8 protein-coding genes are annotated in these 12,660 nt (G+C 53.8%); 1 reads left to right on the top strand and 7 read right to left on the bottom strand.

Annotated elements, in window-relative coordinates; translation table 11 throughout:
- Window positions 1-32: 32 nt before the first annotated feature.
- From L21SP2_RS15000 to L21SP2_RS15030, 7 genes are all read right to left on the bottom strand, one after another.
- Complete coding sequence (locus L21SP2_RS15000) at window positions 33-1,025, bottom strand: 3'(2'),5'-bisphosphate nucleotidase CysQ family protein (protein WP_024269430.1); 993 nt, start codon at window positions 1,023-1,025, stop codon at window positions 33-35.
- A gap of 68 nt (window positions 1,026-1,093) precedes the next feature.
- The gene (locus L21SP2_RS15005) at window positions 1,094-2,911 is read right to left on the bottom strand and encodes an SLC13 family permease (RefSeq protein ID WP_024269431.1); all 1,818 of its coding nucleotides are present in this window, start codon (window positions 2,909-2,911) and stop codon (window positions 1,094-1,096) included.
- A gap of 209 nt (window positions 2,912-3,120) precedes the next feature.
- The gene (locus tag L21SP2_RS15010; protein ID WP_024269432.1) at window positions 3,121-4,896 is read right to left on the bottom strand and encodes a mannose-1-phosphate guanylyltransferase/mannose-6-phosphate isomerase; all 1,776 of its coding nucleotides are present in this window, start codon (window positions 4,894-4,896) and stop codon (window positions 3,121-3,123) included.
- Window positions 4,897-5,076: 180 nt separating this feature from the next.
- Window positions 5,077-6,063: a methylenetetrahydrofolate reductase gene (locus tag L21SP2_RS15015; protein WP_024269433.1), complete on the bottom strand. Its 987-nt coding sequence runs from the start codon at window positions 6,061-6,063 to the stop codon at window positions 5,077-5,079.
- A gap of 3 nt (window positions 6,064-6,066) precedes the next feature.
- A complete protein-coding gene (gene metK / locus L21SP2_RS15020) occupies window positions 6,067-7,233 on the bottom strand; it encodes a methionine adenosyltransferase (protein WP_024269434.1) in 1,167 nt (388 codons plus the stop codon).
- A gap of 180 nt (window positions 7,234-7,413) precedes the next feature.
- Entirely contained in the window at window positions 7,414-8,862 is a 1,449-nt protein-coding gene (locus tag L21SP2_RS17635; protein ID WP_169730497.1) for a GGDEF domain-containing protein, read from the bottom strand.
- A gap of 171 nt (window positions 8,863-9,033) precedes the next feature.
- Window positions 9,034-10,230, bottom strand: a complete 1,197-nt coding sequence (locus L21SP2_RS15030; protein WP_041401704.1) for a hypothetical protein — start codon at window positions 10,228-10,230, stop codon at window positions 9,034-9,036.
- Between the two features lie 154 nt (window positions 10,231-10,384).
- Between L21SP2_RS15030 and L21SP2_RS15035 the strand changes: the two genes are divergently transcribed.
- Window positions 10,385-12,451 (top strand): sugar phosphorylase, encoded by a 2,067-nt coding sequence (locus tag L21SP2_RS15035; protein WP_024269437.1) that lies wholly within the window; start codon window positions 10,385-10,387, stop codon window positions 12,449-12,451.
- Window positions 12,452-12,660: the final 209 nt, after the last annotated feature.

A 12,660-nucleotide genomic window follows, 5' to 3' on the forward strand; every position in this document is an offset into this window, starting at 1 on the left:
AACATTCAGTCACCGCCGCAGGTGGGATGTATTTAGTGCTGCAGAATCCTCGGGTCCCGGCAAACCAGAAACCAGGGATTCAGCAAATCTTCCTTGTTATATTCAAGGGGCATATGATTATCCGCCTGGACCACCTTCAGTCCTGCGGCCCGGCATACCCCGTCGGCGGCGGCGGTGTCCCATTCCATGGTGGGCGCAAAGCGGGGATACACATCCGCCTCTCCGGACGCCACCTTGCAGAGCTTCAGGCTGCTCCCGAAACTGGTGAGCTCCACTTCATTATACGCCGATTCAAGCCCGGCGATAAACTCTTCAGTGGCCTCATTCAGATGGCTTCTGCTGGCAACCACCCTGAGGGGCGATTCAATGCCCGGTCCGGTGAGAGTCAGCTCTTCATTGGAGCTGCCCAGAGCAACACTACGGCTCTTCCAGCCCTCCACGCCCTCGGACAGACGGTCAATCTGATACGCCAGACCCGGCGCACCGGAACCCGGGCTGCCTTCGCCGACAGCTCTGTTCCTCCATCCTACGTAGGCGATATCCTGAACCGGAACATACACAACGCCGATAACCGGCTCCCAGACCCGATGGCTCTGCTTCTTATGCCCGGCATCCCGGGGGGCCATGAGGGCGATATTGGTGGTAAACTCACCGTTGCGCTTCACAAACTCCTTGGTACCGTCCAGGGGATCAATCAACCAGTAGCGGTCCCAGGTTCTTCGGGACCCGTACTCTGAAATATCCCCTTCCTCGGAAAGTACGGGAAGTCCACCGTCGTCACTGCCGTTTTTATCTTCCTCCCCCTCCAAACTGTCCTTCCCGGACAGTGACAGGTTCTCCAGACCCCGCTGCATTACGGTGTGAGAGCGCCGGTCCGCCTCTGTGAGGGGGGAATCATCCTGTTTCATATCCACGGAAAAATCTCTGGAATACACTTCCAGAATCTCTTTTCCCGCCTCAAGACTTATCTGTAAAAGTGAGGAAATAAGCTCTTCGCTGAAGACTTCCTGCCGGTTTTGTGTCATATATCCTGTTCACCCTCGGGAGAAATAGTAAATCCGGTTCAATTATGATGATCAGCCTATTCTATCGGTTAAAGATAGAGCATGTCCACCATGGTCATGGTGACGATAAATGAGATCACATTCATGGGCAGCCCCACTTTCAGAAAATCCCGGAACCGGTACTGGGCGGCGCTTTGGACAATCAGATTGGTCTGATAACCCATGGGAGTGGAAAAACTGCTTCCCGCAGCAACTATGAGCACCATAATCATGGCCCGGGTGTCGATTCCCATGCTCTGGGAAAGGCTCATGACAATGGGAAACAGAAGAACCGCCGCCGCATTGTTGGTGATCAGTTCGGTAATGATATTGGTGATAATAAACACCACAGCCAGAATTCCCAGGGGACCTAAAAACCGTGAGAGGGTAAACAGCTGTTCTCCGATTCCCTCGGCAATTCCCGTATTCTGGAGGGCCGCCGAAATACCGATGGCCGAGGCGATGATAAACAGCAGATCAAAACGGATCGCCTCCTTCATATCACGGGTGTTGATAGTCCGGGTGGCGAACAGGATGGCAACCAGGAGGGCTGCGAAGTGGAGAAGCCCCATGGGTCTTCCGCCGAAGCCCATAATGTAGCCCATGGTGCTCAAAGCAGCCAGGGCAATCATGATCACCGTACCGGCATATACCAGGTAACGCTGCCATTTTTTCAGAACCGTCACCTTCCGGGCTCGGTCCAGCAGATAAAACTCCGGGATCTGTCTCAGCCGCTTCACCCGTTCCTGGGTGGTGAGGATCAAAAGGTTGTCCCCGGCCTTCAGCTTCATATCGCCGATGCGGCCGCTGAGTCGTTCACCTTTCCGGTGCACGGCAAGGACCGCTGCACCGTAGCGGCTTCGGAAGGACATCTGCTTAATGGTTCGTCCCGGCAGCCGGGTATCATCCCGAACAACCAATTCAACCAGATGGTCCTGAATATCCCGGGTATCGCTGGCAAAGCTCTTGGGATCCCCTGGAACCAAATGCTTCTCCTGGGCCAGCTCTTCGGCGGCTTCCACATCCCCGGCAAATATCAGCCGGTCCCCCTCCTTGAGGCGGAAATCCGGAGCCACCGGACCGTACAGATCATCCTTGCGGTACAGCTGGGCAAGATACACCCCCCGGAGATTCCTGAACCCCGCATCTTCAACGGTCATGCCCGAAAGAATGCTGCGCTTGGGAACCATCAGCTCGATAAGATATTCATCGCTGTGAGATGCCAGCCGCTGCCCCGGTTCCTGATAACTGGGAAGCAGATGTCTTCCCAGCACCACCATATAGAGAATACCCGCAACCGTCAGAGGAACACCGATCACTCCGGGCTCAAAGAAAAACAGCCCGTTCCCGCTGTAATCGGTAAACAGGTTATTGATAAGCAAATTGGTTGAGGTACCGATGATGGTCCACATCCCGCCGATAATCGCTGCATAGCTCAGAGGGATGAGCAGCCGGCTGCTGGGAACATCATGCTTTTGCGCCCATCCCTTCACAGCCGGAACCAGCATGAGCACAATGGGCGTGTTATTGAGAATGGATGAAAAAAGGGCTACCGGGAGCATAAGAACGAAAATCAGTACAGTTTCGAAACGGAACGTCTTTTCAGTGCGGATAAAGCGCACCGCATCCCCGATAATCCCGGTTTTTTCCACCGCCTTATTCACAATGAACAAAAGGGCAAGGGTTGCAATCACCGGATTTGCGAACCCGCTCAAAGCCTGGGCGGGGGTGATAATCTGCAGAAGAAACAAAACTCCAACCGCACCCAGAAAAGCAAACACCGGCCGTACCCGGTCGCTGATCAGCACAACAAGGAGAATCACAATGGTTGCGATGGTTGCAAGCCCGTTGAAGCCCAGCTCCGTCATAGGAGGCCCCTGTTTCCGCCAACGGGGATTGCTGCGCTTTCATAGACCGATAAACCGCAGGGACGTTTTACGCCGCACGCATTAGTCGCGCCGCATGGCATAGTGACGCCGCATGGCATGGTTACGCTGCATTTCATAGTCGCGCCGCCTGTCATAGTTGCGTCGCACGTATTAGTTGCGCCGCCGCGGATGGCCTCATGCACATACATTCAGCGCAGCCACGCATAATCGTCTTCAAGACGCTGTACGTCGCTTTCATCGATCTGTACGCTCTGACCGCCCCGGGTCTGATCGCTTGCTTCATGGGCTCCGCTGATATCCGGGTGGGGGACAGTAGCGTCCCTTTTTCCGTCATGCTCTTCGGCAGCTGCGGCCGCCGCTTCTTCACTTGCTGCGGTCCCTGCACCGTCTCCGGCCGCCGCCGATGAGACCTGATCCCTGGAAATACCCGTCCTCTCGGGGGCATCGGCATCCGCCACAGCAAGCTGTGTTTCAATTATTATGAGGGTTTCGTCAACGGGATTCTCTATTCGGTGATATGCGCCCATGGGGATTTCAACACCCTGGCCGGGATAGTAGTGTTTCCGGCTTTTTTCGATCTGTACCAGGGCCTGGCCTGAAACAATGGTCCAGTGCTCCTCACGTTTGAAATGCCGCTGGAGGCTGGTGCGCTTTCCCGGCTTGATCTCTATGCGCCGGACCATGTACGCCCCGCCGTCATGGAGGGTGGTGTACTGTCCCCACGGCCGCTCTATTGTGGGGAAGCGTTCGGTAAGTCTGGATTCAGGTCCGTCCCGCTGCTCCAGCTCTTTCACCACGTTCTTTACCTTCTGACTGCTTCCCCTGCGGGAAATCAGAAGGGCATCTGGAGTCTCAACCACCATAAGATCTTCAACATCTATCATGGCGACCTGCCGGCCGCCGCCGATCACCAAATTCCGCCGGGAATCTATGTACACGGGATCAACATCCGCCGCCGAAGCGTTTCCGTCGTCATCAAAATCCGCCTGATCGCCCGAAAGAGCATCTGCGGTTTCGCCTGATCCATCACGGTAAAAATCGTAGAGGGCATCCAGGCTTCCCAGATCGCTCCAGCCGATATCGCAGGGTACCACGGCAATTTTGCGGCTCTTCTCCATTACTGCATAGTCCACCGAAATGGCGGGAATGCCCTCCATATCATTGACTTCAGGCTGCCAGGGGGTACGCTCTTTCCGGGCGGCGGGACCGCCGGCAGCTTTGAAAGCCGCAAGGGATGCCGAGTACACGTCCGGGGCATGAAGCTTCAGCTCTTCCAGGAACGTCCCCGCCCTGAAGCAGAACATGCCGCTGTTCCAGTAAAAATTCCCCGCTTCCACGAACTTCTCTGCGGTGGCCTGGTCCGGCTTCTCCCGAAAGGCCTTCACAGCATACGACGGGTCGGCATCCGACCCGGAATCACCCGGACCGTTATTTCCGTCATCGCCTCTGCTGGATGCTGATGCGGCTGCTTCGATATACCCGAACCCTGTTTCCGGATACTCGGGTCTGATGCCGAAGGTCACGATCCGCCCTTCCCGGGCCAGCTCCACCGCCGTATCAACGGCCCGTGCGTAGGCTTCCTCTTTTTCTATTAAATGATCCGAGGGAGTGGCAAGAATAATTGCGTTTTCATCCACCAGCATCGCTGCCAGGGCCATTGCCGGGGCGGTATTGCGTCCCACCGGTTCGATGAGGCCGAAATGCTCATGGATGCCCAGTCCTTCCATCTGATTGAAGCCCAGGAACGCCTGATGCCTGTTGGCAGCCAGCATGGTGGCCGAAGCGATCTTCCGGTTTCTGGCCACTGTGCGCTCGAAGAGGGTCTGTCCCCGGAGAATCCGTGAGAACTGCTTAGGTAGGAGTTTTCGGGAGAGGGGCCAGAGTCTGCTCCCCACCCCTCCGCAGAGTATGAGGTTTACGAGCTGGTCCTGGCTGTGGTCGGGTTTTGTGCTGTCATTTGACATATCCACTCCTCGTTGCATGTATGCAGTGCACCAAAGCTTGTGAAACGCAAATCTTTCACTCAGACACCCATGCATATGGTACCGAAAAAAAATGGTACTCAATCAGTAGCGGTCCGTTCACAGAAAACATGGAAAATCCGGGTTTTTCACAAGCTTTGGTGCACTGTACAAGGGTCAATACTACCCCCGGACGGAATAGCTTTCCAACCCCAAACTCTTCATTATCCTGATGGACGCTCCCGAATTATTCAGGGTATACAGATGAATACCCGCAACCTGATGATTTAAAAGGTCGCTGATCTGTTCGCTGGTCCAGTGTTCACCCACCCTTGATACCGCATCCCGGACCTCCGGAGTATTGTTTTCGGCGGCACCGTAGATGCCCCACTGACCGCCGTTATTATTCACCGTCCGCTTAAGACGCTGCAATAATGCCGCAGGGAAACGGCTGCCTCCGGATAACTCGGCCATCTTCTCCATGCCTTTAACGGATGTAACCGGCATAAGTCCGGCAATAATGGGAATATCAATTCCCGCCATCCGGCACCGCTCACGATAATCGTAAAAATCCCTGTTGTCAAAAAACATTTGAGTGACAATATAATCCGCCCCGGCCTCAACTTTGGCTTTCAGGTAATCCATTTCCTTCAGACGGTTTGCGGTGGCAGGATGCCCTTCGGGAAAGCCCGCCACACCCACACCAAAATGCGGATACTTCCGCTTAATGTATGCAACCAAATCGGCGGCGTAGGTGAACGGCGTATCAGCCGTTGCGCTGTCGTCCGCCCCGGTGCTACGGCCTTTGTCAACACTCCCTACGGGTAGAGGGACATCACCCTTGAGAGCCAGAATATTATGGATCCCTTCCCGGTCATATCGTTCAAGAATTGCGGCGATTTCCGATTCACTGCTCTGCTCGCAGGTAAGATGAGCCACAACCGGAAGCCCTTCGCCGTGAATCCGGCTCACCAGATCATGGGTGTTATCCCGGGTGCTGCCGCCGGCACCGTAGGTCACCGAAACATATGCAGGATTCAGAGGAAGCAGTTCGCGCATGGTCTTAAACAGCTTCTCCCAGCCCCGGGGTGTTTTGGGAGGGAAAAATTCGAAGCTGAAGGGAATCTTTCCCTCATCATTGCAGCCGTTGAAAATATCTTTTACCAGCATGATCTACAAAGCCGCCTTCAGAGCACTTGCACGGTCTGTTTTCTCCCAGCTGAAACCGTCCCTTCCGAAATGACCGTAGTTGGTGGTGCTGCGGTAGATCGGCTTGAGCAGATCCAGTTCGCTGATGATTCCCTTCGGAGAAAGGTCAAACACCTGCTTAACCGCCTCTGCAATCTGATAATCCTCTACTTCAGCGGTGCCGAAACTGTTCACCATTACACTCACGGGGAACGGGACGCCGATGGCATATGCAAACTGTACCTCTGCACGGTCTGCGAGGCCGGCAGCCACGATATTCTTTGCTACATAGCGGGCCATGTACGCCGCAGAACGGTCCACTTTGCTGGGATCCTTCCCGCTGAATGCGCCGCCGCCGTGCCGTCCCATACCGCCGTATGTATCAACAATAATTTTCCTTCCGGTAAGTCCGGCATCACCATGGGGCCCGCCGATTACGAACCGTCCGGTGGGGTTAATAAAAAAATCTGTCTCGGGTGTGAGAAGCCCTGTGGGTTCAAGCACAGGTCGGATAATTTCTTCACGGATGCATTCCTCGAGATCGCTGCGCTCCACATCAGGATCGTGCTGATGACTCACCACTACCGAATCCACCCCTACAGGCGTGAATCCGTCATATTTAATTGATACCTGGCTCTTGCTGTCAGGCCTCAGCCAGGGAATGTCCCCGCTTTTACGTAATTCGGCGGCTCTGCGGAGAATCCGGTGAGCAAAACTTACCGGTGCGGGCATCAGCTCACCAGTTTCATTGCAGGCAAACCCGAACATCATCCCCTGGTCCCCGGCACCCTGTTCCCCTGAGTACAGCCCTGATCCGTTGACACCCTGAGCGATGTCCGGACTTTGGCTGTGTATCACATTGAGAACCGACATACTTTCCCAGTCCAAACCGTAATCCGCGTGGGTGTATCCGATATCCCGCACAACATCCCGGGCAATCTGCTGAATATCCACATAGGTGTCAGTGGTAATTTCCCCGCCTATAAGAACCATTCCGGTGGTAGTATATGTTTCACAGGCCACATGCGCACCGGGGTCATCACTGAGACATGCATCCAGAACTGCATCAGAAACCTGATCCGCAAGCTTATCCGGATGCCCCTCGGATACAGACTCGGAAGTAAAAACATACTTCTCTTTATGTTGGGCCATGTGACCTCCTGTAGTAACACGAATGATATATCAGCCTCTATTTCCGAAAAACTTTCATATATGGATTGAGGCCGGGATTATGAGTGGGAATATATAGAAAAGGAGGGGGATAATCAAGGATTGCATCGTTATATCGCGATTCAATGATATCTCCTGATATCCAACCGGGTACTCATGGCGTTACCCGCGGAAAGCTTCCAGACGGTTCCGCCCGCCCTCCTTGGCAGCATACAGAGCCTGATCAGCCTGTTTCAGCACTTCAGAAGCCGACTCGGAGGAATCGCCCCGTTGGGACAACCCCATGCTCACCGTAATGCTCACGGTTTTCGGTACCTGACCTTTTACCCCACCCTGCATCTCCCGGCTCTTACTTCCACCCGACCTTGAATGGCCAGTCTTACGGTTACCCGAAACTGCCTTTCGGCCGACAGACTCCGACCTTCGACTGCTCAAGCTGTGACGGTAGGGACGGAAAAATTTCCTCAACGCAAAAGGGTAGCCGGCGATCTTTCTTCTGATGCTGTCAGCAAGCTGCGCCGCTTCCCCGGCTTCAAGACCTGGATACAGGAGTACAAACTCCTCTCCTCCGTAGCGGTACGCAGTGCCCGGGCGTGCATTGGCAGACATAATTCTGGCTACCATCTTCAGCACCTGGTCCCCCACATCATGCCCATAGCTGTCATTAAAGCTTTTAAACTTATCAACATCCACCATTACAATGCTGTATTTCTTTCCCAGATTGGACAGGGCATCGTCAAAAGCCCGACGTCCGGGAAGCTCTGTCAGTTGATCCTGATACGCCATGCGATATGAGATATCGAATAGAGTGACCACCTCCAGCAGGGCTGCAGTAAAAACCGCCAACGCTAAAAACCCATGAAGTCCGGGCTCCACCCCCTCTCCGGCCAAGAACATAAACTCCGGCGTCAACTCATTGCTATCCAACCCAGCAGTCACAAGCTCAGGATAACTCTCCATCCCTGCCATCCGGATCATAACCAGGGAAATCACCAGTATCCACAACACTGCCGCCATATCCCGCCCCGGCCTCAGAACATACCTGATAATTCCCATAATCAGTGCGCCGGCATACAAAAACAACGACCAGGAAGAAATACCCAATTCAGCCAATTTGGAATCAGGAGGCACCAAATCCAGGGACGCGGCCCACCTTGTAAGTGGAAGCCCTGCATACTGCTCAAGGAGAAATCTCAGCAAAACCGGTACGGCGATGCAAAGCAGGAGCAATCTGGTATGAGGACTGAAAATTCCCCGTTCCCGGGCAAACATGAATACAAGAAACGCCCAGGGAATAAAGATATAGGCCCAGTAAGCGCCGTTTGTAAGCTCCTCCTGCTGAAAGAACCACATCTGTATGATAAGCAAAAGCGTAAAATAAAATCCCCGAGCCCGGAAATAGCGCAGAGAAAAGGAGAATATGGCCATCATACCGATCACCAGGGCTGCATCCAGAAGGTTCAGTACAACCTGGGATATGCGGGAAGCTTCGCTGAAGCCGCCCATCGGCAGATATATTACCCCTATAAACACAGCGAAAAACACAGCTCCTGGGACGAGAATAGGCAGAAGGTAATCGCCGAGGATGCGGCGGATTGTTGGGATTTCCATGGTTTTCAGCATAATACCTGAATCAGGGAAAGTCCAAAACAGTGCACCAAAGCTTGTAAAAAACTTTCGTCGCAATCCGGCCGATACGCTCCGAAATATCGCTCCGGAAACCAGCCCGATTTCAGGTCTACAACCAGCCCTGACCGCCCCGTCTCTCACACTTCAGCTCAGTCAAACCCACACATGAAACGGCAGCCTGCGGCCTGAATCAATCCCCCGGTTTCGCCATCCAAGCAGCCAGGTCATCTTCTCAGGTTCCCATAAGCTGCATTTGTTCAGAAACACTCTCCTAGCCCAGTGTTTTCTGAGCACCTCGTGAAGCTTCCAACCCGGAACGCCAAGCTGTTCTCCCCTGGTCTTCCAGTTTCCTTTTCTCTGATCCCGTACCCTCCGGGGCATGAGATAATTGTGCACCATCTGATATATGCTCAGCCGCACCATCATTGCTGCAGGAGATCGGGCGAACTGTACCGACTCCCTCACGTGGTTCGCCTGATCTTTGCGAAACTGCCGGTCCACATAATTCACCGGGAACAGCCGGTTGGTCGGGGTGCGCGGCAGGGTGGATGAATACTGACAATGACGGATCCGGGACCTGCCCTCAGGCACCTTCGAAAGGGCCCGAACATACGCCTTGTGATAGTCGGTATTCAGCGTAACATCCGGTATGTCTTTATCTTTCATGTATTTACACAAGTGGGTAAGGATGGACTGGACCGATTTCTCAACGGCATTTCCCGGAGCCTTGCCCAGGGTTTGCTCCAAGTCAGTTCGCTTCTGCTTCTGTTTATCTGTCATCTGTCCTTTACGCCTCAGCTGGGAGTAGCCCATTGCGTATATCAACTCTGAGCCGCTTCCCACCAGGATATTGATGTTGTTGGGGAAGAACTGACTCACGCTGAAGGATTCAAAGCCGTCCAGGGCGAACTCATCTTCCGGTTTGATCAGCTTGCGCATATCAGAATGGATGGCCAGAAGTACCCGGCAGATGCGCTCGTATCTGTTCTGGATCTGCTCATAGCGCATACCGGTGAAGCGGGTCATGTTGCCCTGTCCGCTGGAAGAGACAAGCTGGCGAATCAGCTGGATGTAGTCCACCGGCTTTTTCACGTAGTAATCCATGCGGAATGTCTGGAGGGAAAAGGTCTTGCCGCAATCCTGACAGCGATAACGCGGAACCCTGCCGAAGGCTTTGGTGAAGTAGCATCCATGAAACCTGAACCATGACTGATCATGGGGTTTCTGGTCTGCAAACCGGGGGCAATGGGGGTTTGAGCAGTGGGGGACCGGGCTGTGGTGAGTAAAATCAAGGGAATTTGTGCTGATTTGGGTCAGCAGTCTGGTGATGTATGGTTGTAATGTGTTCATAAACCATACACCGGAAAAGAATTACTGCTGCTTGTATTTGCTGTGTTTTTTTACAAGCTTTGGTGCACTGAAAAAAACATTTGCGAAGGCTTTCAGCCTCGGCTATTCTATGTAGCAGATCAACAACCCAGCCAATAAGGTGCGGGAGGAAACCATGTCTCAATCACTGAAAATATCACCGTTTATTTCGAAAATTTACCCGGCAGACACAGCACCTGAGGCGGAACAGAAGCTCAATAAACTCCTTGAGACCCATGAGGAAAAACTCAGGGACGCCCAAAAGCGCTTTCAGGCAGGTGGCGAGGTGAAAGACTCTGGTGGGCCCGGTTCCGGCGGAGCCTCTGCGGCCTCAGCGGGGGTTGCAGGGCGGGCTGCAGAGAACATTAACAGAAGCAGGCTGCCGTTGAGTGAAGAAGACGCATTTGTGATCTGCTATGGGGACAGTTTTCTTCTGGGGGATGAGCCCGCCGACCCGGATCAGCGCAAAAATGCGGCTTTGGGAGTGGGCGGCGGCATTGATGAAGACGGTACACTGCACTCTGAAGCACCGGAAGACCGGCGTCACCTGAAAGCATTGGCTGCATTTGCTGAAAGGCATTTGAAGGATGTGGTGAGCGGTATTCATATTCTGCCCTTTTTCCCCTACTCTTCGGATGACGGGTTTTCCATAATTGATTACTACCGGGTCAATCCCGATCTGGGAGACTGGAAGGATATCAACCGGATTGCATCGGATTTCCGGCTCATGGCCGATCTGGTGCTTAATCATTGTTCAGCAAAAGGCCCCTGGTTTCAGGCGTACCTGAAGGGAGACCCCGAATACCAGGGTTTTTTTATTGATCTGCCTGAGGACAGCGATGTAAGGGATATTGTACGGCCACGGACCCATCCGCTGCTGACGCCGTTTAAGGCCACAGACCCGGAGAGCGGAAAGGCAATCACACGCCATGTATGGACCACATTCAGCGCCGACCAGGTGGATCTGAATTTCGGGCATCCCGGCACACTGATACAGATGATCGATGCCATTCTGTTCTTTATCGAACAGGGAGCTCAGGTGATCCGACTGGATGCCATCGCGTACCTTTGGAAGGAGTTGGGCACACCATCCATCCATCATGAGAAAACCCACCTGGTTGTTCAGCTGTACCGGCATATTCTGGATGTGCTGGCACCCTGGGTGGTACTTATCACCGAAACGAATGTCCCGCACCGGGAGAATATGAGCTATTTCGGCAACGGGGTGAATGAAGCCCACATGATTTACCAGTTCAGCCTTCCGCCCCTGATATTCGATGCGTTTCTCCGGGGCGATGCTTCGCATTTGAGAGACTGGGCTCGAACCATTCCCAGCGGCAATCCGGGTCCGGTTGGGTACCACAGCACCTATTTCAATTTCTGCGCCAGTCACGACGGTATCGGGGTTACCCCCGCCCACGGGATCCTCAGCGAGGATGAGCTTCAGGATCTTTATGATGCCGCCGAATCCCGGGGAGGCAGAATAAGCTATAAGGCCACCCCTCAGGGAAAAATACCCTACGAATTGAACATCAACTATTTCAGTGCCATTGCAGATCCGGATCTTCCGACAGATATTCGGGTGAAGAAATTTCTTGCAAGCCAGGCGGTGCTTCTCTCCCTGGCAGGGGTGCCGGGGATTTATATCCACAGCCTCATCGGGTCGGAAAACTGGGAGGAAGGTGTGAACCTGACCGGTGCAAACCGGACCATCAACCGGCAGAAGCTGTTTCTTTCCCGTGTGGAAGAGGAGCTTGCCGACCCCGACAGTCTGCGCTCCCTGGTTTTCAGCGGATACACCAATATGATCAAAACCCGTCGAAAACAGAAGGCCTTCCATCCCGCCGGAAAACAGAGTATTCTTGATGTGGGCTCTGAAGAGGTTTTTGCAGTTCTTCGGGAATCACCCCTTCCTCCCCATGGAGGAGAGCCGGAACAGATTGTTCTGTGTTTAATCAATACATCCGCACGACCGGTAAATGCACGACTGAACCGGAATCTTGGGTACACCGGGATTGCGGGGAAGGATTCCGGACCGGATTTCTACGATCTGCTCAGCGATCAGATGTTTTGTACCAGCCTTCAGTGTTTTGACCAGGAAGAAACCGACGGGGACACACGGGAAGACCTGAGCGAGCGAACCGCCGTTCTCAAACTTGCCCCATGGGAAGTTCTCTGGCTGGAAATACGAAGCCCCCGGTGATTCCCCCCTGGAAGTCAGAAGCTGCGTAACTGCAATGAGTGCGTAACACTAATGAGATGGATAACCTGAGTAGTGTCCGTTAGGCGGATTATCACTGCTGCCTGTACTTTGAGCATGTTCGGGCATTGTGCATGTACAGGCCCTGTACCTGTCTTACCGGTTTACGCTGCCGCTTACGACGCCGTCCATAGCCGGGCTGCGCCTGCATA

It is taken from the genome of Salinispira pacifica (genome assembly GCF_000507245.1).
Taxonomy (GTDB): Bacteria; Spirochaetota; Spirochaetia; order DSM-27196; family Salinispiraceae; genus Salinispira; species Salinispira pacifica.

Excerpts from the sequence above, each read along its gene's own strand:
- L21SP2_RS15000 (WP_024269430.1), bottom strand. The coding sequence starts at position 1,025 with ATGACACAAAACCGGCAGGAAGTCTTCAGCGAAGAGCTTATTTCCTCA.
- L21SP2_RS15005 (WP_024269431.1), bottom strand. The coding sequence starts at position 2,911 with ATGACGGAGCTGGGCTTCAACGGGCTTGCAACCATCGCAACCATTGTG.
- L21SP2_RS15010 (WP_024269432.1), bottom strand. The coding sequence starts at position 4,896 with ATGTCAAATGACAGCACAAAACCCGACCACAGCCAGGACCAGCTCGTA.
- L21SP2_RS15015 (WP_024269433.1), bottom strand. The coding sequence starts at position 6,063 with ATGCTGGTAAAAGATATTTTCAACGGCTGCAATGATGAGGGAAAGATT.
- metK (WP_024269434.1), bottom strand. The coding sequence starts at position 7,233 with ATGGCCCAACATAAAGAGAAGTATGTTTTTACTTCCGAGTCTGTATCC.
- L21SP2_RS17635 (WP_169730497.1), bottom strand. The coding sequence starts at position 8,862 with ATGGAAATCCCAACAATCCGCCGCATCCTCGGCGATTACCTTCTGCCT.
- L21SP2_RS15030 (WP_041401704.1), bottom strand. The coding sequence starts at position 10,230 with ATGAACACATTACAACCATACATCACCAGACTGCTGACCCAAATCAGC.
- L21SP2_RS15035 (WP_024269437.1), top strand. The coding sequence starts at position 10,385 with ATGTCTCAATCACTGAAAATATCACCGTTTATTTCGAAAATTTACCCG.